The 20,440-nt window shown below is 70.7% G+C and carries 23 protein-coding genes and 1 riboswitch; of the genes, 12 read left to right on the top strand and 11 right to left on the bottom strand.

What is annotated here, in order from left to right; all coding sequences use genetic code 11:
- The first annotated feature begins 41 nt into the window (after positions 1-41).
- Positions 42-857 (top strand): IclR family transcriptional regulator, encoded by an 816-nt coding sequence (locus AB0H21_RS08180; RefSeq protein ID WP_358513374.1) that lies wholly within the window; start codon positions 42-44, stop codon positions 855-857.
- Between the two features lie 261 nt (positions 858-1,118).
- Here the strand turns inward: AB0H21_RS08180 and AB0H21_RS08175 are convergent, their stop codons facing one another.
- From AB0H21_RS08175 to AB0H21_RS08160, 4 genes are all read right to left on the bottom strand, one after another.
- Positions 1,119-2,243, bottom strand: a complete 1,125-nt coding sequence (locus AB0H21_RS08175; RefSeq protein WP_358513372.1) for a glycosyltransferase family 4 protein — start codon at positions 2,241-2,243, stop codon at positions 1,119-1,121.
- The gene (locus tag AB0H21_RS08170; protein WP_358513370.1) at positions 2,240-3,535 is read right to left on the bottom strand and encodes a M48 family metallopeptidase; all 1,296 of its coding nucleotides are present in this window, start codon (positions 3,533-3,535) and stop codon (positions 2,240-2,242) included. Before AB0H21_RS08170 ends, AB0H21_RS08175 begins: the two co-directional genes overlap by 4 nt.
- 23 nt (positions 3,536-3,558) lie before the next feature.
- The gene (locus AB0H21_RS08165; protein WP_358513368.1) at positions 3,559-4,485 is read right to left on the bottom strand and encodes a hypothetical protein; all 927 of its coding nucleotides are present in this window, start codon (positions 4,483-4,485) and stop codon (positions 3,559-3,561) included.
- Between the two features lie 235 nt (positions 4,486-4,720).
- Positions 4,721-5,251 (bottom strand): C40 family peptidase, encoded by a 531-nt coding sequence (locus AB0H21_RS08160; protein WP_358513366.1) that lies wholly within the window; start codon positions 5,249-5,251, stop codon positions 4,721-4,723.
- An 82-nt stretch (positions 5,252-5,333) separates the two neighbouring features.
- Positions 5,334-5,492: riboswitch (cyclic di-AMP (ydaO/yuaA leader) on the bottom strand.
- A gap of 418 nt (positions 5,493-5,910) precedes the next feature.
- Here AB0H21_RS08160 and AB0H21_RS08155 point away from each other — a divergent pair.
- Together AB0H21_RS08155 and AB0H21_RS08150 are read left to right on the top strand one after the other, a co-directional pair.
- Positions 5,911-6,486: a metalloregulator ArsR/SmtB family transcription factor gene (locus AB0H21_RS08155; protein ID WP_358513364.1), complete on the top strand. Its 576-nt coding sequence runs from the start codon at positions 5,911-5,913 to the stop codon at positions 6,484-6,486.
- Positions 6,483-6,944 carry a hypothetical protein gene (locus tag AB0H21_RS08150; RefSeq protein WP_358513362.1) on the top strand — a complete coding sequence of 154 codons (462 nt, stop codon included), beginning with the start codon at positions 6,483-6,485 and terminating at the stop codon, positions 6,942-6,944. Before AB0H21_RS08155 ends, AB0H21_RS08150 begins: the two co-directional genes overlap by 4 nt.
- A gap of 298 nt (positions 6,945-7,242) precedes the next feature.
- Here AB0H21_RS08150 and AB0H21_RS08145 read toward each other — a convergent pair whose 3' ends face one another.
- The 4 genes from AB0H21_RS08145 to AB0H21_RS08130 form a co-directional block, all read right to left on the bottom strand.
- Entirely contained in the window at positions 7,243-7,719 is a 477-nt protein-coding gene (locus AB0H21_RS08145; RefSeq protein ID WP_358513360.1) for a hypothetical protein, read from the bottom strand.
- Between the two features lie 208 nt (positions 7,720-7,927).
- The gene (locus AB0H21_RS08140) at positions 7,928-8,875 is read right to left on the bottom strand and encodes an NlpC/P60 family protein (protein WP_358513358.1); all 948 of its coding nucleotides are present in this window, start codon (positions 8,873-8,875) and stop codon (positions 7,928-7,930) included.
- Between the two features lie 223 nt (positions 8,876-9,098).
- Positions 9,099-10,421: an NYN domain-containing protein gene (locus AB0H21_RS08135; RefSeq protein ID WP_358513356.1), complete on the bottom strand. Its 1,323-nt coding sequence runs from the start codon at positions 10,419-10,421 to the stop codon at positions 9,099-9,101.
- A gap of 241 nt (positions 10,422-10,662) precedes the next feature.
- Positions 10,663-11,214, bottom strand: a complete 552-nt coding sequence (locus AB0H21_RS08130; RefSeq protein ID WP_358513354.1) for a hypothetical protein — start codon at positions 11,212-11,214, stop codon at positions 10,663-10,665.
- A gap of 221 nt (positions 11,215-11,435) precedes the next feature.
- Here AB0H21_RS08130 and AB0H21_RS08125 point away from each other — a divergent pair, with 221 nt between their 5' ends.
- The 4 genes from AB0H21_RS08125 (at position 11,436) to AB0H21_RS08110 (ending at position 14,052) form a co-directional block, all read left to right on the top strand.
- Positions 11,436-13,169 carry a DEDD exonuclease domain-containing protein gene (locus AB0H21_RS08125; protein WP_358513352.1) on the top strand — a complete coding sequence of 578 codons (1,734 nt, stop codon included), beginning with the start codon at positions 11,436-11,438 and terminating at the stop codon, positions 13,167-13,169.
- A 193-nt stretch (positions 13,170-13,362) separates the two neighbouring features.
- Positions 13,363-13,614: a type II toxin-antitoxin system prevent-host-death family antitoxin gene (locus AB0H21_RS08120; protein WP_358513350.1), complete on the top strand. Its 252-nt coding sequence runs from the start codon at positions 13,363-13,365 to the stop codon at positions 13,612-13,614.
- The gene (locus AB0H21_RS08115; protein ID WP_358513348.1) at positions 13,611-13,760 is read left to right on the top strand and encodes a hypothetical protein; all 150 of its coding nucleotides are present in this window, start codon (positions 13,611-13,613) and stop codon (positions 13,758-13,760) included. Before AB0H21_RS08120 ends, AB0H21_RS08115 begins: the two co-directional genes overlap by 4 nt.
- A gap of 124 nt (positions 13,761-13,884) precedes the next feature.
- Positions 13,885-14,052: a hypothetical protein gene (locus AB0H21_RS08110; RefSeq protein ID WP_358513346.1), complete on the top strand. Its 168-nt coding sequence runs from the start codon at positions 13,885-13,887 to the stop codon at positions 14,050-14,052.
- Positions 14,053-14,092: 40 nt separating this feature from the next.
- Here AB0H21_RS08110 and AB0H21_RS08105 read toward each other — a convergent pair whose 3' ends face one another.
- Positions 14,093-14,494, bottom strand: a complete 402-nt coding sequence (locus tag AB0H21_RS08105) for a PIN domain-containing protein (RefSeq protein ID WP_358513344.1) — start codon at positions 14,492-14,494, stop codon at positions 14,093-14,095.
- Entirely contained in the window at positions 14,491-14,769 is a 279-nt protein-coding gene (locus AB0H21_RS08100) for a ribbon-helix-helix domain-containing protein (protein ID WP_358513342.1), read from the bottom strand. The genes AB0H21_RS08105 and AB0H21_RS08100 overlap by 4 nt, the downstream gene beginning before the upstream one ends.
- A 383-nt stretch (positions 14,770-15,152) precedes the next feature.
- Between AB0H21_RS08100 and AB0H21_RS08095 the strand changes: the two genes are divergently transcribed.
- Positions 15,153-15,440 carry an Lrp/AsnC ligand binding domain-containing protein gene (locus AB0H21_RS08095; RefSeq protein ID WP_358513340.1) on the top strand — a complete coding sequence of 96 codons (288 nt, stop codon included), beginning with the start codon at positions 15,153-15,155 and terminating at the stop codon, positions 15,438-15,440.
- 133 nt (positions 15,441-15,573) lie between these two features.
- On the opposite strand, the gene AB0H21_RS08090 is transcribed toward AB0H21_RS08095, so the two are convergent.
- Positions 15,574-16,542, bottom strand: a complete 969-nt coding sequence (locus AB0H21_RS08090; protein WP_358513338.1) for a helix-turn-helix domain-containing protein — start codon at positions 16,540-16,542, stop codon at positions 15,574-15,576.
- A gap of 120 nt (positions 16,543-16,662) precedes the next feature.
- Here AB0H21_RS08090 and AB0H21_RS08085 point away from each other — a divergent pair, with 120 nt between their 5' ends.
- The 4 genes from AB0H21_RS08085 (at position 16,663) to AB0H21_RS08070 (ending at position 20,178) form a co-directional block, all read left to right on the top strand.
- Positions 16,663-17,295, top strand: coding sequence for a DJ-1/PfpI family protein (locus AB0H21_RS08085; protein ID WP_358513336.1), 633 nt, complete (start codon positions 16,663-16,665; stop codon positions 17,293-17,295).
- Positions 17,292-18,323 carry an ABC transporter substrate-binding protein gene (locus AB0H21_RS08080; RefSeq protein ID WP_358513334.1) on the top strand — a complete coding sequence of 344 codons (1,032 nt, stop codon included), beginning with the start codon at positions 17,292-17,294 and terminating at the stop codon, positions 18,321-18,323. Before AB0H21_RS08085 ends, AB0H21_RS08080 begins: the two co-directional genes overlap by 4 nt.
- A 68-nt stretch (positions 18,324-18,391) precedes the next feature.
- Positions 18,392-19,399 (top strand): iron ABC transporter permease, encoded by a 1,008-nt coding sequence (locus AB0H21_RS08075; protein ID WP_358513332.1) that lies wholly within the window; start codon positions 18,392-18,394, stop codon positions 19,397-19,399.
- The gene (locus AB0H21_RS08070; RefSeq protein WP_358513331.1) at positions 19,396-20,178 is read left to right on the top strand and encodes an ABC transporter ATP-binding protein; all 783 of its coding nucleotides are present in this window, start codon (positions 19,396-19,398) and stop codon (positions 20,176-20,178) included. Before AB0H21_RS08075 ends, AB0H21_RS08070 begins: the two co-directional genes overlap by 4 nt.
- Positions 20,179-20,440: the final 262 nt, after the last annotated feature.

The following is a 20,440-nucleotide window of genomic DNA, read 5'->3' as shown; positions in this document are numbered from 1 at the left end:
ACCCCCTCAGAGAACCGCCGGATCTCCGTGAGAAGACCCCCGTGAACGGACCCGCCCCCGGACGCAACCAGTCGCTCTCGCTGCGGCGCGCGCTCGCCGTGCTCGACCGCGTACGCGACCACGGCGGCACCGGGCACGGGCTGACGCTCACCCGGCTGGCCGAGGACCTCGGCGTGTCCAAGAGCACCGTCCTGCGGCTGACGACGCCGCTGATCGAGGCCAGGCTGCTGGAACGCGACCGCAGGACCGGCGCCTACCGGCTCGGCCACGGCGCCCTGGTGCTCGGGCAGGCCTACCTCGCCACCCTGGACCTGCGGACGGTCGCGGCCGAGGAGTCACACCGGCTGATGACCGAGGTCCGCGAGACGGTGCACCTGGTGGTCTACGACCCGCCGGACGTGGTCTACCTCGACAAGGTGGAGAACACGGCGACCGTCCGCATGGCCTCGCGCGTCGGCAGCCGGACCCCGGCGTACCGCACGGCCGTGGGCAAGGCGATTCTCGCCTGGCGGCCCGAGGACGACCTGCGCGAGGTCGTCGCCGCGGGCATGCCGGCCGTCACCCGGCACACGATCACGGACGCCGCGCGTCTGCGCGTGGAACTGGCCCGGATCCGGCGGCGCGGCTACGCGGTGGACGACCGCGAGAACGAGCCCGAGGTCCGTTGCGTGGCGGCCCCGATATTCGGGCACGGGGACGTGGTGGGCGCGGCGATCTCCGTCTCGGGGCTGTCGTCGCGGATCACGGCGGCGCGGGTCCGTCATCTCGGGCCGCTGGTGGCGGAGGCCGCCTCGCGCGTCTCCAGGAAGCTGGGGGGCGAGCCGCCCGTCCGCCCGGCGGGGCCGCACGCACGCTGACCGGGGCCCGCAGAGGGGGCCGACCCCGGTCGGTGTCCTTCCGAGGCGCCCTTCCGGGGCGTCTTTCCGGGGCGTCTTTCCACGGCGTCCTGACGGCCACGTACACGGACACCGACCCCGATACCGGCCTTGACGTGCGGAAATACTCGGGAAACGCTCGCAGATGTGGAGTCGCGTGCAAATGTGGGGGAACGTGTCGTACTTCGTGCGGGAAAGTGGTGGATCGTGCCGGGCCTGTTCGGGGCGCGGCCATAGGCACGGTCAGTCCAGAAGCTCGGAGAAGCGGTCGGCGACCAGGTCCCAGCGCCACTCGCGCTCGATCCACGCGCGCCCGCGCTCCCCCATCCGCCGCGCCCGCCCGGGGTCCGCCAGCAGCGAGGCGAGCGCGCCGGCGACCTGCTCGGGCCGCTCGCCGTCCACCAGCAGGCCGGTCTCGCCGTCGCGGACGGCGTCGGGCGCGCCGCCCGAGGAGCCCGCGACGACCGGCAGCCCTGTCGCGGATGCCTCCAGGTAGACGATGCCGAGCCCCTCGACGTCCAGGCCGCGCAGGCGCGTGCGGCAGGGCATGGCGAACACGTCCCCGGCGTCGTAGTAGGCGGGCAGGCTGCCCCAGGGCACCGGCCCGGTGATGATCACCGATCCGGCGAGGCCGCGCGCCCCGACCGTCCGCACCAGGGCCCGCCGGGACGGGCCGCCGCCGACCAGCAGCAGCACCGCGTCCGGGACGGCCCGCAGGACGGCCGGCCAGCAGCGCACCAGCGTGTCCTGGCCCTTGCGCGGCACCAGCCGCGACACGCACACCACGACCGGCCGGTCGCCGAGCCCGAGCGCCTCCCGCACCGCCGCACCCCCGGCCCCCGGGCGGAACACGCTCGTGTCCACGCCCGGCGTCAGCCGGACCAGGCGCGACGGCGGGACGACCCGCGCCAGCCGTTCTCTGGTGTACTCGCCGAGGTAGGTGATGGCGTCGGCGTGCGCGCCGATCCTGGCGAGCAGGCCGCGCGCCCCCGGCACCCCGGCCCAGGCGGCCTCGTGGCCGTGGGTCAGCATGACCACCCGCCGTGCCCCGGCCGCGCGCAACGCCGGGGCGAGCAGGCCGAGCGGCGCGGCGGCGCCGAAGACGACGGTCTCGCACTTCTGCTCGCGCACCAGGGCCGCCGCCCGCCGGGCGACCCCGGGCAGGGGCAGCATGAGCGACGTGGGGTGGCGCACCACGCGGTACGGGCGGCGGGCGTCGAACTCCTCCCAGCCGGGCCAGCGCGAGGCGTACACGACGGTGGAGCCCGGCGGGCGGCGCTCGGCGAGGGCGTGGACGAACGCCTGGATGCCTCCCGGGCGCGGCGGGAAGTCGTTGGTGACGATCAGCGTGCGGCCCTGCGGGGTCACGGCTCCGGCAGCCCGTTCTGGCGGGCCCAGAAACGCGCCAGGGCGATGCGCTGCGGGGGCGTGGGGTGGGAGGCGTACAGGATGTACTCGAGGGCGTCCGGCGACAGATCGGAGAGGTTCGTGACGGCCAGCCGCCGCTGCATCGCGACGAACGTCGCCGGGTCGCGGGTGAGGTCGAGCGAGTGCAGGTCGGCCCTGGCCTCCACCGCGCGGCTGACGACGTTCTCGGCGGGGCCGGACAGGACGGTGGCGAGGGTCATCAGCCCGAGCAGCAGCCCCACGGCGCGCGGGTCACCCGCGGAGGGCACCCGGGCGCGGCGCCGGAGGCTGGGAGCGCCGGCCACGAGGAACAGCAGGCACGCCCCGGCCGCGGCCCCGAGCGCGCCGACCAGCGTGCCGTACAGGACATCGCCCCGCTTGGCGTGGCCGAGTTCGTGCGCGACGACCAGCTCGACCTCCTTCTCGGGGGCGCGCAGGAGCGTGTCGTAGACGACGATGCGCCGCGTCGCCCCGAAGCCGGAGACATAGGCGTTGAGGGCGGTGGTCCTGCGCGAGGCGTCGGCGACCAGGACGTCCTTGACCGGGACGCCGTCGCGGGCGGCCATGGCGATCAGGTCCGCGCGCAGCGGCCCGGCGGGCATCGGCCGGAATTCGTTGAACAGCGGTTCCACGACGATCGGGTAGGCAAAGGAGACCGCGACGGTGAACACGAAGGCGCCGATCGACGCCGGGATCCACCAGCGGGCGCGGAACCGGCGCGCCAGCCAGACCACGGCGAAGATCATGATGGCGGTCGTCACGACCTGGACGGCGAAGCCCTTCAGCCGGTCGGCGGACCACGCCGCCCAGTCCTGGGTGGAGAGGCCGTACGCACGCAGGCGGGTCTCGTACCACATGCCGAGCGGCCACTTCAGCAGCAGGCTCACCGCCGAGAGGACGAGCACGCCGAGCGGGACGCGCAGCCACCACGGCCCCCTGAGGCGGTCGACGGCCCACGCGCCGAACGGGGTGAGGATGAACACGCCCGCCACGACCAGCGTGACCGCGAGCGACAGGTAGGCGGGCAGGCTGACGGCCGAGTCGAACGCGGCGGCCCGGTCGATCTGCGCGGTGGTGAAGTCGCGCGCGGGGTCCGGCCGCACCTTGTCTGCACCGCTTATGGCCTGCCACGGCGTGGTCACCGCGACGACCCCCGCCACCGCCGCGCCGAGCACGACCAGGGCGATGCCGGCCGCGCGCATTCCCCCGTCCATGCGCCGCCCCGGGCGGGTCTCCTCGATCAGCTCCGCCACCGTTATCAGCCTTTCCGCCGTCGTCAGGACAGCTCCGCCTTCACGTATGCGCGCCAGGCGCCGGTGAACCGCCCGGCCGGCACCCCGAGCGCGCGCGGGAGGGCCCCCGCCGCGTCTGCCCTGTCTCCCCTCCTGAACTCACGGTAGAGGGCGACCAGGGCGGGTTCGCCGTAACGGGCCGCGACATACCGGCAGGCGAGCCACGCCTCCTCGTACGCCTGGGCCAGGCGCGGTGATCCGGGGGCGAAATCGTCCGGGCCGGGCAGCGCGGACGGCGTGCGGCCCGCGCGCACCTCGGCGGCCAGCTCGGCGGCGGCCTCGCGGACGGGGATGCCCGAGCGCAGGTAGCCCACGTAGTCGGCGAAGCCCTCGACCAGCCATTTCGGGGTGCGCGCGTCCGTCGCGGCCCCGGTGGCGACGTGCGTCAGCTCGTGGGCGAGGACGACGTCACGGCCGGCGTCGCTGAGGCGGGCGAACGAGCCCGGCTCGATGATCACGCGGTCGGTGGCGGCGACGGCGGCGAGGCCGTCCACCGAGGCGGGGGCCGCGAGCGTGGCCGCCTGCGCGGTGGTGGCGGGCACCAGGACCAGCGGGCGCACCGGCCCGGCGACCCGCGCGACGACGAGGCTCGCGCGGTCGGCCCTGCGGGCGAGGTCGGCTAGGTCCGCTTCGCTCGCGGTGGCCGTGCCGATCACCAGGGAGCGGGTTCCGCGGACGACGCGCGCGTGGCCCCAGATCTCCGGATGCTCGCCGGTCACGGCGTCCGGCGCCGGGGGCGTCGGGGGCACGGTCGGCGCGGTCAGGGGCGTGGCCGCGGACATGCCCGGGGGCGCAGGGGGCAGGTGCGGGGATACGAACGGGGGCGCCGGTGGGGGCACAGAGGGGGACGGGGGGACGGTCAGCGCGGCCAGCAGGCCCGCCAGCACGGTCCCCAGCCACACGACGCGCATGCGGGCAATCTACCTGGCCGCTCCCCCGCCGGCGCGCTCCCCGCGCGGCACGACCCGCTGCCCGGCCCGGTGCTTCGCCGTCTCCGCGGGTGTTCCGGACCGGAACGCCGAAGGCCCCGCCCGCCTCCGAGGGGAGTGGAGGCGGGCGGGGCCCCTGAGGGGCCGTCGCGTGGCCGGTGGGCGCGAGCGAAGGCTTCCGGGGAAAGGGCTCCTTGGAAGTTCCCCCGCGCTCCGGTCACGCTCCGGGGCGAACGGCTCCGACGAAACTGCTCTTGCGATAGCCGTTCAGCTTGTCGATCCGCACCCGGGTTCCGCTGTGCGGAGAGTGGATCATCTTGCCGTGACCGACGTACATGCCGACGTGGCCCAGTCCGTAGAAGAACATCAGGTCGCCCGGCTTGAGGTGCTTCCAGGAGACCTTCTTCCGCACGGAGCGGAACTGGCTGGCCGCGATGCGCGGCAGCTTCACACCGGCCTTGCGCCAGGCGTACACGACCAGGCCTGAGCAGTCGAACGCACCGGGGCCGCTGGCACCCCACCGGTACGGGTCTCCGATCTGCTTCTTGGCCACTTCCACCGCGGTGTGCGCCTTGATCCGCTGTCTGGCGGCCCTGGTGAGCTTGGTGGTCTTGGTCGTCTTGGAGGTCTTCCCGGTCTTGCCGGGCTTGATGACCTTGCCGACCTTGACCGAGCTCTGCGCCATGGCCGTGACGGCCGCGTCCGCCGAGGGTGCCTGCACCGACACCACGGCGACGGATGCCGTCATGGTGAGGGCGGCACCGCTGAGGGAGAGCCGGGCGAATCTGGACAGGCTGGGGCTAGGGGTAGTGCTGGACAGGATCGCTCCTTGGTTCTTCCACTTACGCCTACCGGGTTAGCTGACGGATTCGGGCATGGAAGTAGCCCTACGGCGCAATGGCGCCGATTCACCCCCGACCCCTGGGGTAGGGGTCAATTGGTTCCCCGGCTCCGTGCTCCTTGCCGCACGGATTCGGCAGACCACCGCCTGTGGTTTTCTCGGTTTCCCTATGTGTTCACGGCGGCGGCCGAATGGATGGTCTTGCATAAGCCGGCCCCCGCGACGGTCCGGCCTACGGCGCGACGGCATGGCGTGCTCGCCGCGGCCCAGAAGGTACAAGATTTGCCAATTTACGGCAAAGGGTCAGCCGGGTGAACGTAGATCAAATAACGCGATCTTCGCCAGATAACGCCTGCATATCAATGACGCCTGTTACCCGAATGTGATTCCCCTCACATATCCCGAAACTTGGCCCGATAGAAGTCCCACCGGCCACGGGAGTCACACGAGTTAGCGATCTTGGTCGCCCGGGACCGACCGCGCGGTCTCTCTAGAGATGCAAGTATGCAAGAGGTGTTTAGCAATTCATCTTGCACAGTAATCGTTGCGCATGCCAGCGTGGGGTCATGGAGAACGAGAACGTCCGGCAGATCACCGACTCCCGCGTCCTGGCGGCCCTTGCCCACCCCCTACGCAGGCGGCTCATGGACGCCCTGCGGGTCTACGGGCCCTGCACGGTCAGCATGCTGGCCGACCACACCGGCCAGGCGGTCGCGAACGTCAGCCACCACCTGCGCGTCCTGGCCTCGGGAGAGCTGATCGAGGAGGCACCCGAGCTGGCCCGCGACCGGCGGGAACGCTGGTGGCGCCTGGTCGCGAACGCGATCCGCTGGTCCACGCGCGACTTCGAGGGCGACCCCGCCTCCGCGGCCATCGCCGGCGCGGCCGAGTCGCTCAACCTCGAACACCACGTCAACCTCGTGCGCGCCTACTACGCCTCCTCCGAGGAGGAGCGCGAGGCGTGGCACGGCGCGCCCTTCTCCACCGACAAGTGGCTGCGGCTGACGCCCTCGGAGCTGTCCGAGCTGTCCCACGAGGTCATCGGCCTCTACGAGCGCTGGGCCACGCGGGAGATCCCGGACGACGGCCAGCGCCGCGACCCGGTGTTCGTGTTCACCTTCGGCGTCCCGGGGCGCCCGTGAAGGCCCGCCGCGCCCGGCCCGCGTGGGCGCGCCCCGCCGGCACCGGTACCCGGCCCCCCGAAACCCCGAGCGCGGACGCCCGTCCCCCCGGGCTTCGGAGGCGCGGCGGGCCGCTGCGCGAGCGCGACTTCCGGCTGCTGTGGGTCGGCGAGACGGCCAGCGCGTTCGGAAGCTCGGTCACCACTGTGGCCCTGCCGCTCGTGGCCATCACCGTCCTGCAGGCGAACGCGCTGGTCGTGGGCGTGCTGGCGGCCGCGTCCTGGGTGCCCTGGGTGCTGATCGGCCTGCTCGGCACGGTCCCGCTCGGCGCTCTGCTCGGCGGCGCGCTGGGCGACTCCCTCGGCGTGCGGCCCGCCATGTGGATCATGACCGGCGGGATGACCTTGACGGGCCTCATCCTGCTCGCGGGGCCTCTCAAGCGTGACCGCGACCTTCCCGAGGCTCCCGCCGTGTCCTGAATTGGACAGCGATATGGGCTAAGTCGCTCTTGCATCCAGGAAAGCGAGCCGAAGTCAATACTCGGTTTTGCGGAATTGTCATCAATTATCCCCACGAATGGCGCCGAGAACCGCACCCCCCGGCCGCACGCCAGACCGGGAATCTCTCGGAAAGCAAACCATTCCCCCATGTTCCGAGCTTTTCGCAGAAGTCAATTCGTCATATATCTCGATAGCACAGTATTACCCTGGAGCCATCGGCCGCAGCGGAACGGCTCCGTACAGAACGGCCCGGGCGGGCGGCCGGCCGGAGACCGGCTCAGAAGCGCTCGACGCCCTCCGGCCAGATGACCACGACCTCGCGCCCGTGGTCGCGGGCGTGCCGGACGGCGTCGGCCGTCCCCCCGAGCCCGCGCGCGGGCCTGCCGTCCCAGACGGCCGCGACGATCTCGGAGTTCTCGACGACGAAGCACCCGGCGGCGTGGTAGGCGGCCGCCCCCGGCTCCGCGAAGTCCAGCACCGTCACGACGCCGGCGGCGGCGAGCAGCCGGTGGTAGGCGTCCAGGTCCGGGCCCCGGAAGGTCGCCTCGTACCCCCGGGACGGCACGACGACGCGCAACTCGCCTCCGAGGCGCAGAAGGATCTCGGCGAAGAGCTGATCGGCGCCCGCGGCGAGGCTGCTCCAGCCGACGAGCGGCGCCTCCAGAGCGGCCAGCAGCGCGCTCAGCTCCCGTTCTGCGTGGGCCCGGGCCCGCGGCGGCATCGACTGGTGCCCGGTGATCCCGACGACGGTCATGCCTGCCCGTCCTCGGCCGTCATCAAGTGACGCCCGCCGAGCGTGGCGGGCGGCGAGCCTGTTGGCGGCACCAGGACCGTTATGCTCCGCTCCCCCTTCGGGACCCGGCCGCGACGATCCGGGCCGTCCCTCACCCTAGACCGGCACACCGGCGAACGCGCGGGGTTACGCGCGGGTTTCCCCGCCGCTCACGCGGCCCGCCAGAGCGTCAGGGCCGTACGGCCGCGAAGATGCCACGGTAGGACGACAGCGGGACGACCTTCACGACGTCCCCCGTACGCGGGGCGTGCACCATCTTGCCGCCGCCCGCGTACATGCCGACGTGGCCGAGCCCCGAGGCGAACAGCAGGTCGCCGGGCTGCAGGGCGTTCAGGGAGACCCTGCGCGAGGCGCCCCAGGAGTACTGCCCGGCGGCGGTCCGGGGAAGGCTGACGCCGGCCGCGCGCCAGGACATCTGCGTGAGCCCCGAGCAGTCGAAGGAGCCGGGACCGGTGCCGCCGTAGCGGTAGGGCTTGCCCACCTGCGCGAAGGCGTACTGCAGCGCCGCGCGGGCGTTGCCCGACGCCGGGCCGGTGTACTTGATGCCGGGGCTGTTGGGATTGCCGGGGTTGTAGGCGTTCAGCCGGCGCAGGAGGCGCTCCTGCTCGCCGACCAGCTTCTCGACGTCCTTCTTCTGCGTGCGCAGCTCGTTCAGCAGCTTGACCGCCTCGTCGTAGGCGTCCTTGGCGCCGTCGCGCTGGCCCCTGATGGAGCGGGTGGCCTCCTCGTACTCGGCCACCTTGTGCGCCCGGTCCGTCGCGAGCTGGTCGACCGAGGCGAGCCCGCTGAGCAGCGCCTCGGGGTCCCCCTGGGTGACCAGGTTGGGCAGCGCCAGCATGTCACCCGACTGGTAGGTGCTCACCGCGACCGACACCAGGCCGGCGCGCAGGCTGTCCATGCGCTCCAGCTGCTGCTTGAACTTGCCGTTCAGCGCGTTGTAGTCCTTGCGGGCCTTCTTCCACTGCTCGCTGGCCTGGTTGTACTTCTCGACCACATGGTCGGCCTGGTCGTTGAGCTTGGCGAGCCTGGCCTTGGTCTGGGCGATGGTGGGCTTCGGCTTCGCCTCGGCCCCCACCGCCTGCGTCACCAGGACGGCGGCGATGAGGCCGGTGACCACTGGTATCCGCCCGACTCCCCGGACACGCGCACGCACTGGGACGACAGCCCCCTCGAGTGAGACAAGTTAGACAACCTGGGGCGTGATCCTACAGAAAAGGCAAAGACACCTGCACCTTTTCCCCACGAATTCGTCTGCCGCCTGCCGCCACCTGGCCGCCCGGACACCCGCGGTTCAGGGGAGCCTTCAGCCGCGGCCGGGGCGGGGTCCGTACGAGGGTCGGTCAGGCGCGGCCGAGGCGGCGCAGCAGGAGCGTGGAGGGCACGGGACGGGCGCCCATGCGGCGCACCGAATCGGCCACCTCGCGGTCGGAGGACACGACCGCCACCGCGCGTCCCGGCGGCTCGGCCCGGACGAGCTGCCGTATCAGGTCGTCGGCGATCTCTCCGGGCGCGCTGAACAGCACGCGGACGCCACGCGGCGCGGACACCTGCACGGGCCCGTTCAGCTCGGCGCCGTCGAACGCGCAGGTGAGCTCGACGCGCGTCTGCGCCGCCAGGCCGCCCAGCCCCGTGAGCAGGCGCGAGCGCTGGTCGAGCAACGTCAGCGAGGGGTAGCCGGTCTTGGTGACGTTGTACCCGTCGACGATCAGGTGGAGCTGCGGGAGCGCCAGGAGCTGGTCGAGCAGCGCCGGGTCGTCGTCGGCGAGCGCACGGGCGGGCACGGCCCTGACCGACGGGCGACCGGGGGCGACCGCGCTCACCGAGTCGGCCGGCCTGCTGATGGCGACGGGCAGCCCGAGCTCGCTGCGCAGCCCGGCCGCGGCGTCCTGCAGGCTGTCCAGCAGGACGCGGATGCGCGCGTCCTCGATGCTGCGCCCCTCGCGCGCCGCGCGGCGGCTGGCCTCGAGCTGCCGCTCGGCGTCGGTGAGGCGCTCGCGCAGCTTGCGCAGCTCGGTCTCGCCCGCGCTGGCGGCCGAGCTGACCGCCGCCCTGGCCTCCTGGGCGAGCGTCTCCAGCTCGGCGGCGCGCTCCTCGGCGACCCTGCCGCGCTCGCGGGCGTCGTGCAGCCGGCGGCGCAGGTCCGCGACCTCGGCGCGGGACGCCTTGAGCTGCTCGCGCAGGCGGTCGGCCTCCTCCTTGGCCGCGGTCTTCTGGGCGGCGAGCTGCTCGCGCAGCCGTGTCAGCGTCTGCTCCTGCGCGTTGCCCTCGGCGGCGGCCGCCACCTGCTCCAGGTCGGCGCGGGCGGTCTCCACCAGGTCCGGCCAGCCGGGCGGGCGGGTCAGGTAGGCCGCGGCCGCCACGAGCACCGGCTCGGCGGCGGGGGGCACGTTGCCTTCCTCCAGGCTGGCTACCAGCTCGGGCCAGGCGTCGTTGAGCGCCTCGGCGACGATCTCGCGGAACTCCTTGTCCGTCTCCAGCTGGGCGGCGATTGGCGCGCTGCCCAGGCGGGCGCGCTTGCGCGGGTCGAACCTGGCGATGCCGCGCAGCGGCGGCGGGATCGCCGCGGGCTGCATCGAGCCGAGCACCTGGGCCGCGAGCTCGACGACGTGTAAGCGGACCTGCTCGGGCAGCGGGCGAGACAGACCTTCACCGGCTGAACTCATCCGACTTCCCCTAGCTGACTGGCCGTTCAGAATCTCCCTATCCGATAAGGGTACGGCTGTCGCGTCCGTGGTCAGAGCGCTCAGTACCCGGTTCCCCACGCCGCGCGTGCTGCGTGCGGTCATCCGCGGCGCCGACCCGCCTGGTGAAGCAGGGGCGAACGGGGCGGGGACGAAGATGTGATCCCAGGTGTACGGACCGCGCCCGGGCCCGCGGCGCTCGCGCGGGACCGGGCGCGGGCGCTCAGCGCAGCGAGATCTTCGTCGTCGACCGGCCGATGCGGTCTTCCCTGCCCACCTGCCGGACGTAGTCCCAGGCGCTGAGCCCCGGCTCGTAGCTCACCGGGGTCCAGTAGTGGTCGGCCTTGAAGTTGCCCGCGTACTTGTACTTCACGTAGACGCGGAACTGCATGCTCAGCGTGTTCGCGCTCCCGAGGCGGACGACGCAGTAGACGCGGAGGTTGCGGTAGCCGCAGGAGGCGTTCGACGGCTTCTTCACGAACTGGACCTTGGACACCACCTTGGCGGGCAGGATCGTCGCGAGCACGAGGGCGTCGTCCTGCAACCTGCCCGCGTCGGTGACCTTGTAGGTGTAGGTCGCGTAGCCGCCGCGCCGCATGCCCCGCGGGTAGCTCACGTTGACCCGGGCGGGGCGGGCGTTCTGGGCGCCGGCGCTCGCCTGGGCCGACGCCTTGCCGGCGGCGGGCGCCGTCCCGGCCTGGGCGGGGGCGGCGGGTAACACCAGGGAGCCCGCCGCCAGGGCGAGGGATGCCAGCAAGGCGGACGTCTTGCGCATGCGTACCTCCGATAACTAGGGGATCAAAAAGGACAAATGGCGAAAAAGGACACTTTTTCGCCACCGGTAATGGCACCGGCACCGCGTCCGGTGCGCCAGGGGCACATCGAACACAAGCCGTATAACGACCGTCCGTATGCCGGGTTGCGTTCCCGAGTCATACGGATTCGGGACGCGTTTCCCGTGCCCCCTCGGAACTGTCGGTCCGCGATCGTATGGTCATGGACGTGGAGATCGGGGTTCAAGGAACGCTGGACGAGCTGGGCACGCCCCTCGACCAGGTGACCTTCGTCGTGTTCGACCTGGAGACGACCGGCGGCTCCCCCTCCGAGCACGCCATCACCGAGATCGGCGCGGTCAAGGTGCGCGGGGGCGAGGTGCTCGGCGAGTTCGCCACCCTGGTCGATCCCGGCCGTCCCATCCCCCCGTTCATCACCGTCCTGACCGGCATCACCGACGTCATGGTGATGGCCGCCCCCCGCGTCGAGCAGGTCCTGCCGTCCTTCCTGGAGTTCATCCGCGGGTCCACGCTCGTCGCGCACAACGCCCCGTTCGACGTCGGCTTCGTCAAGGCCGTCTGCCAGGCCGGCGGCTACCCTCCCCCCGCCAACCCGGTCGTCGACACCGCCGATCTCGCCCGCCGCGTCCTCACCCGCGACGAGGTGCCCAACTGCAAGCTCTCCACGCTGGCCCGGGTCTTCAGAAGCTCCACCGAGCCCTGCCACCGCGCCCTGGCCGACGCCAAGGCCACCGTCGACGTCCTCCACGTCCTGATCGAGCGCGTCGGGGCGTACGGGGTGCACACCCTGGAGGAGCTCAAGGGCTTCGTACGGGCCCCCACGCCCGAGCAGAAGCGCAAACGCCACCTCGCAGCCGCGATCCCGAGCGCCCCGGGCGTCTACGTCTTCGAGGACGACCGCGGCGAGGCGCTGTACGTCGGCAAGAGCGGCGACCTGCGCCAGCGCGTGCGGTCCTACTTCACCGCGAGCGAGACCCGGCCCCGCATCCGCGAGATGATCGGCATCGCCCAGCGCGTCCGGCCGATCATCTGCGCCACCGGGCTGGAGGCCGAGGTCAGAGAGCTGCGCCTCATCGGCTCCACCAAACCGCGCTACAACCGGCGCTCACGCTTCCCCGAGAAGGTCTTCTGGCTCAAGCTCACCGACGAGCCGTTCCCGCGCCTGTCGATCGTCCGCGAGGTCAAGGGCGACGCGGCCACCTACCTCGGCCCCTTCACCTCCACCCGCGGCGCCGAGGACGCCAGGACGGCGCTGCACGAGGCCGTGCCCTTACGCCAGTGCACCGAGCGCATCACCCCGCGCACCCGCCGGTCCGCCTGCGCGCTGGCCGAGATGGGCCGCTGCGGCGCGCCCTGCGAGGGCCGGCAGACCGTCGACGACTACCACCGCCACGTCGACATCGCCAAGTCCGCCATGGAGCAGGATCCGGGCCCGGTGTTCGCGGCGCTCCAGGCCCGCATGGAACGGCTCGCCGCCGAGCAGCGCTACGAGGAGGCCGCCGTCGACCGCGACCGGCTCGCCGTGTACGTGCGCACGGCCGCGCGCATGCAGCGCCTGCGGTCGCTGACCGGCATCCCCGAGATGATCGCCGCGAGCCCGGCCTTCGGCGGCGGGTGGGACATCCACGTCGTCCGGCACGGCAGGCTGGCCGCGGCGGGCGTGATGCCGAAGGGCGCCCACCCGACACCCTACGTCGACGCGCTGGTCGCGACCGCCGAGACCGTGATCCCCGGCCCCGGTCCCCTGCCCGCCGCCGGAGCCGAGGAGACCGAGTGCATCCTGCGCTGGCTGGACTCCCCCGGCGTGCGCCTGGTGCGCGTGGACGGCACCTGGAGCCTCCCCGCCAGAGGCGCGGGCCGCCTCAAGGAACGCATCGACCGCGCGTACCAGGGCCTGGAGGCCACCCAGCCCCGCGAGGGCAGACCGCTCCGCTGACGTGAACGACATGGCCCATTCGGGCGAGCGACAAGGCCGGCCACCGGCACTGCGTCACGCAACGCACCCGAGCAGGCACACCAAGCAATGGTAAGATCTTTCCCGTCACGTCTCCGAAGGGCGGGCCGACGCCACGCCAGAGCGGAGGCCTCATCGAGCAGCCACGTAGTACATAAGTAGTACCTTGGAAGGCGTGGAGACCACCGCGCGTGAATTCAATCAGCAGTTCGCACGCATTCTCGCGGCCGCGGAACACGGGGAGACCACAGCCGTGACCAAGAACGGGCGGCACATCGCCACTCTGGTGCCCGCCGACAAGGCCGAGCCGCCGCTTCCGTACCCGACCGACCCCATGGGCGACGATGACGATCTGCCCTTGTTCTTCGGCCCGGGCGATCTCTCGGCGCGGGCCGACGAGATGCTCGCGGAGGGTTTCGGACTGTGACGGTGCCCGTCGCCATCGCTGACACCTCCGCCCTTCTCGCCATGTTCAACGGAGCGGACGCCGAGCACGCCGCCTGCGTGAAGGCCCGTGGGAGCGTCGGACACCTGGTGATCTCTCCACTGGTGCTGGCCGAACTGGACTACTAGCTCACAAGCGCCGCCGGCTCGCAGACAGCGATCAAGGCTCTCGATCACATCATGGACAAGGTCGACATCAAGCGATACGAGGTGCCCGAGGTTTTCTCCGCACCTGCGTACCGCGCGTGCTCTCATGGCTCGCTACAAGACGATGGAGATCGGACTCACCGACGCCATGAACTGCGCCCTTGCCGCGGAGTTCCGTACCGACGCGATCTTCTCCTTGGACCGCGGACATTTCCGCGCCGTTCGTCCCCTCACCAGCCATGAGTCCTTCCGGTTACTGCCCGACGACATGTGAAACAGCCAGGCACCACCCTCCCCAGCGATGGAATAGCCGGTCAAATCTGGATCACGCGTTCCTTGAGCTCTGGACTGACGCGGAGGATGTCCTCCCGGTCAGAGGTGATCACCGCTGCGCGCAACTCTTCTCCCAGCGTCGCCACCTGGACGTCCACGACATCCGCGTGACCCGATTCGCCGATTCTCACGCCGATCCGCTTGGCGGACTCGGTGTCCAGAGGCACCTTCACGCACTGCTCAGGCTTGAGACCGAGCAATGCGGCCGTACGGGCCTGACGCCCGCGACCGCCCCGCCACACCTGCGCGAGAACCGCATCGGGCAGCACCAGGCGGGCCTGGCCCCGCCGTACCTGCATCAGCAGATCCGTCATCCGCGGATCCGCCCTTTCAAGAGCGATCAAGGCTCCGGAGTCGAGAACGTATTCGGGAAGGGAGCTCACGCCGCGTCACCCACCGCACCGGAAGCACCACCGCGCTTCGCCTCACGAGCCTTCGCCAAAGCTTCGTTCGCCCAGGCCTTGGCGTCATCATCCGGCTCCCCCGTCTCCGCCACCATGCTGGCGATCAGAAGGTCCAGGGGATCGAAGTCTCGAAGGCTCTCGGCGGCTCGCGTCATGAACGCGGAAACCGAGTCGAAATGGCGGGACTCCACCTGCTCCCGGATGTAAGCGGCAAGCTCCTCGGGAATGGTAACCGTGATCTTCGTGGTGGCCATACTAAGAATCATACCGGCGATCCTACCGGAGCCCCAGCCGATTTTTTCACGCTTCGCAAATGAATCATTACGTTCAGTGAAAGAACGAGCGGCTGCCCCCCAGACGAAAAGGGCGGGCAGCGTGCGGGGCTGAGAGCCCTCGACCAGGGCTCTCAGCCTGGCATCTCAACCGGCCGAACCGGATCCGCAGATCAGATGTCCGATGCGCCGCTTTCACCGCGCGGGGCGCGAACCGGAAGGACAGCCTGCGGGTGAGGCGGCCGGGGGCCGCTTCGCCGATCGGCGCCGGTGGCGGTGGGCCGGCTGGTGAGAGCCGGTGGCTGTGGGTGGGTGGTGGCGGCGCTAGAGTCGGGCGCAGGCCGTACTTGAAGGAGAGAGCGCTGATGATCACCGCGATCGTGCACATCAAGGCGGAGGTCGACCGGATTCCCGAGGTAGCCGAGACGATCGCCGAGCTCGACGGGGTGAGCGAGGTCTATTCGATCACCGGTGACTACGACCTGGTGGCGATGGTCCGCGTCCCGCACTATGACGAGATCGCCGAGGTCATCCCCGGGCGCATCAACAAGGTGGCGGGCGTCCTCGCGACCGAGACCCACCTCGCCTTCCGCACCTACAGCAAGCACGACCTCGACGCCGCGTTCAGCATCGGCTTCACCGAGGCCGACTAGGCCGTTTCGTTTGGATCACCTTGCGGACCGGATGAAGATGCCCGCGATGTGGAGTCCTGCCAGGTAGCTGGTTGCGGTCTTCTCGTAGTCTCCCAGCCTGATTGCCACCGGGAGCACGGCCGACGGTCAGGGGTCAGATCGCGGCGAAGGTCTGGCGGTACTCGCTCGGTGTGGTCCCTGTGGTGCGGCGGAAGTGCTGCCGGAAGTTCGCTGGGGTGCCGAGGCCGCAGACCTGACTGATGTGGCCGATGGTGGCGTCGGTGGTTTCGAGGAGTTCGCGTGCCCGGTCGACGCGTGCCGCGTTGAGCCATTTGATCGGGGTGGTGCCGGTTTCGTCCGCGAAGCTGCGCACGAAGGTTCGGGTCGAGAGTTGGGCGTGTGCGGCCAGATCGGCGACCGTCAGTGGCTTGTCGAGACGGGTCAGCGCCCATGCCAGAGTCGCGCCGAGGCCCGTCTTGTTCGGCGGTGCCGGCGGCCTCCTGATGAACTGCGCCTGTCCGCCTTCCCGATGTGGTGCGGCGACGATCTCTCGAGCTACCGCGTTCGCGGTGGCCGACCCGTGGTCGCGGCGCAGGAGGTGCAGGCAGAGGTCGATGCCGCTGGCCACACCCGCAGAGGTGAGGACGCCCCCGGCGTCGACGTAGAGCACGTCGGGGTCGACCTCGACCTTCGGATAAAGGCGGGCGAGGTCGTCAGCGTAGCGCCAATGTGTCGTTGCGCGCCTCCCGTCGAGCAGCCCCGCAGAGGCGAGCGCGAACGCTCCGGCGCAGATCGAGGCGATGCGAGCGCCGTTCCGGTGTGCCTGGCGCAGTGCGACCGCCACGTCGTCCGGCGCGCCGTCGAGGTATCCGCGGAAGGCGGGCACGATCACGGTGTCTGCAGCCCCGACCGCGTCGAGACCGTGCGTGGCGATCAGAGGCCATCCGTTGTCCGTTTCGACGGGTCCCGGGGTGCGGCCGCAGAGCATCAGGTCGTAGAGCAACCCTGGCCGGTCGAGGATGTGGAACGGCATGCCTACTTCCATCGGCAGTACCCGGTCAAGTGCGAGCACGGCGATGCGATGCCGCCGGACGGGGTGTCCTGATGCCATCGAAACGGTCATGGCAGAAATCTATCGTTATCAGCGTCTTCTGCCACTTGTGGGCGTAACGGCGACCCCCGGACGATCGAGTGGTCCTTGTACAACCACCTCGCTTGCTCTGCCAGGAGACATCGAAAATTCATGAACGAGGCACTTCCGTATCGAGTCACCGTGCTGTTGTTCGAGGGCGTCGAGGAGTTGGACGCAGTCGGCCCCTGGGAGACGCTCCGGTGGTGGCAGCAGTTGACCGAGCGTGACGTGGTCGTCCGCACCGCGAGCATCGATGGGAGACCGGTGCGTTGCGGCCTGGGTTTGATGCTCACGCCCGATGGCGCCATCGATGATGAGCCGAGGCCGGACCTTCTTGTTCATCCTGGCGGTGCTGGAACCGATCTCCTCCAGACCGACCAGACGCACTTGTCGCGGCTGCGGTCCCTCGCGGCCGAGGGCACGCTCTTGGCGTCGGTCTGCAACGGTTCCCTGGTCTTCGCGGCGGCGGGGCTACTCGCGGGGGTCCGCGCGACCTCTCATTGGAGTGTTCTCGATGACCTTGCGTCGCGGTACCCGGGCGTCGATGTTCGCACCGGGCAGCGATGGGTTGATGCCGGACACATCGTGACCAGCGCGGGCGTGGCCGCCGGGATCGACATGGCGCTTCATCTCGTCGACCGCCTCGAGGGTGCCGAGATGGCCCGGTCGGTGGCTCGCGTGATGGAGTACCCGTGGCCACCCGAGGCCCCCATCACCACCCCGGTAATGGATATGAAAGCATGACCAGGAATCGAACCGTGGCGGCCTTGACAGCCGTGACGGCCATCGCGATCGCACTCGCAGGATGCTCGTCACCGTCCGCGGCCCCCACGTCGTCCGCGGGAAAGCCCCCGGCCTCCAGCAGCACGGCCGCGGCAGGGTCGGGCGCTGACGGGGCGACCGACTGCCCGGCTACGGCGAACCTGTCCACCGTGCCGAAGCGGGTCGTCACGTTGGACACCGCGGCCGCCTCGTTCCTGATCCAACTCGGCCTCGGTGATCGCATCGTCGCCACCGCCGACGCAGGCTTCAGCAAGGACTTCACCGGCTCGCTCCGGGAGGAGATCGACAAGATCCCCGCCATCGCGCAGGGCAGCGACTCCGCCAACAAGGAGAAGGTGATCGCCGCCAAATCGGACCTGGTCACCGGCGTCACGATCTACGCACTCGGCGCCTTCCCGGGCACCCCCACGCAGGCGGAGCTGGAGAAGAACGGGATCGCGGCGATGATCGCGTGCGACACCGCGAAAGGCGAAGCGACGGACATCGACGCCACCTACCGGTACATCACGAATCTCGCCGAGACGTTCCACGTGCAGGCGAAGGGCGAGGAGCTGGTAGCGTCGATGAAGAAGCAGATCGCCGCCGCGGCCCCGACGACCGACGCGAACGTGCCGGTTCTGGCCCTGTCCGAGGTTCCCAGCGGAGGCGCTGGTATCAACACCATCGGGGGGTCACAGTTCGGCAGCGCCGTCATCACCCTCGCCGGCGGGAAGAACATCGCCGCGAGCACTCACAGTGACTTCGCCACCCTCTCCTCCGAGCAGGTCGCCACCGCGAACCCGAAGGTCATCGTCGCCATCTCCGGGCTCTCCACTCAGACCCCCGACGAGCTGGTCGCTTCGATCAAGAAGAGTCCGCTCCTGGCCGACGCGGACGCGGTGAAGAACAACCACATCGTGGTCGTCTCGCAGGGCATCCTGTGTTCGCCGAGCCTGCTGAACGCCGACGCGATCACGACCATCGCCGATGCCATCAAGGCGGCGAGCTGATCACCCAGGCCCCGGGCGCAGCGGTGAGCGGGCACGCCCGGCGAAGGACGTCCGGGATCCTCGGTGGTGTGCCCGCGCCCGTCATCGCGCTCACCCTCCTGGTAGTGCTCGTCGCCGTGGCGGTCCTCGCCGTCGGGGTCGGCGCCGCGTCGATCCCTCCCGGGCGGGTCCTCCATGCCGTCTGGGACGGCATCAGGGGACAGGAGTCCACCGGCACGAACTTCATCATCTGGCAGCTGCGGGTCCCTCGTGTCCTCGAGGCCGTGCTTGTCGGCGCGGGACTCGCCGTGGCCGGAGCGCTCGTGCAGGTCCTGGTCCACAATCCCATCGCCGACCCGTTCACGCTCGGTCTCTCCTCGGGTGCATCCCTCGGCGCGGTCGCCGTCATCACGACGCTCGGCATCGGCGTCGCAGGCGGCCTGGTCCTCCCGCTCGGTGCGTTCGTCGGCGCTGCCGCGGCCGGGGTCACCGTCTTCGTCTTCGCGACATCGCTGGCCGGCGTCAGCGCCTCCAGGCTGGTGATGGTCGGCATCGCGATCGGACACCTCCTGTCGGGCATCACCTCGTTCCTGATCCTTCGCGCCGGCAGCGGCGAGGCCACACAGCAGGTCATGTACTGGCTGCTCGGCAGCCTGTCGGGCGCGAACTGGCAGTTGCTCGGCATCGCCACCCCACCGGTGCTCGTGGCGTTCGCCGTGGTCCTCGTGCTGCTGCGTCGGCTCGACCTGCTGTCCCTCGGCGATGCGACCGCAGCGGCACTTGGCATCCACCCCGGCCGGTCACGTATCGGCGTCTTCGCGGTCGCCGCGGTCATCACAGGGAGCGTCGTCGCCATCTCCGGAACGATCGGGTTCGTCGGACTCGTCGTCCCGAACCTCGCCCGCATCCTCGTTGGCGGGCTGCACCGGCGCCTGCTGCCCGTGTCCGCCCTGCTCGGCGCGCTCCTCATGCTGCTCGCCGACACCGGCGCCCGCACCCTGCTCGCACCTACCGAGCTCCCGGTCGGGATCATCACCGCGCTCCTCGGCGTCCCGGTGTTCGTCGCCGTGCTCCGGCGCAGCGGAGCGCGCGGGTGAGCGGCATCGTGTTCGACAGCGTGGCGGCATCGCACGGCAGGCGGACCGTCCTGCACGGCATCACCACCGCGATCCCCGGCGGCACGTTCACGGCGCTCCTCGGTCCGAACGGCAGCGGCAAATCGACGCTGCTCGGAACCCTGTCCGGCGGTTCCGCACGCGTGTCGGGACGCGTGCTGCTGGGCGGCGAGGACGTCCTGCGGATGCGTCCGGCCGAGCGTTCGGCCCGGATCGGCGTGCTCCCCCAGGAACAGACCACCGCTCTCGAACTGACGGTAGCCGAACTGGTGGAGCTCGGGATTCCGCGCCGAAGCCGATCGGATCGCGCCGGCCGCAACCCCCGCTCGCTGGTCGACGACGCAATGTCGCGAGTCGGGGTGCTCGAACTCGCCGAACGTCCGGTTTCGCTCCTGTCCGGGGGTGAACGACAGCGGGTTCTCCTCGCCCGTGCCCTCATCGGCGATCCCGAAGTGCTCGCGCTGGACGAGCCAACGAACCACCTCGATCCCGGCCATCAGTTCGACGTGCTCGGACTGGCCGCGTCCAGCGGGCTCACCGTCATCGCCGCACTGCACACCCTCGACCTCGCCGTCCGCTACGCAGACCACGTGATCGTGCTCGACCACGGCCGCATCGCCGCCGCGGGGTCACCCACCACCGTGCTCACACCGGCACTGCTCGCACAGGTATTCGGTGTGCATGGCACGTTCACCGACCACGCAGCGCCGCATCTCCTGCTGGAGCCGATCGGGAGAACGACAACCACCGCCCAGTCATGAGCAAGACCGGAGAAACCGCATGAACCGCCTCGCTCGACCATTCCTGACCGCCGTCCTCCGGTGTCGCGGCGTCGAACACGGTGGCTGTGGCACGCGACCACCACGGTCAAGTCGATCCTGGTCTCCGCGCGCATCTCGGGACAGCGGGCATACGAACCATCGCTGCCAGAGCGTACTGACGGCCGTACGGTTCTGAATCGCCTGCTGGCCGAGAGCGGCCGGGGGCTGCGGCTCGTAAGGGAACTGTCCGAGGCCTGGGGCT

The organism is Sphaerisporangium sp. NPDC051011, assembly GCF_040653595.1.
Taxonomy (GTDB): domain Bacteria; phylum Actinomycetota; class Actinomycetes; order Streptosporangiales; family Streptosporangiaceae; genus Sphaerisporangium.
This window is presented reverse-complemented; position numbering and strand designations above follow the sequence as displayed.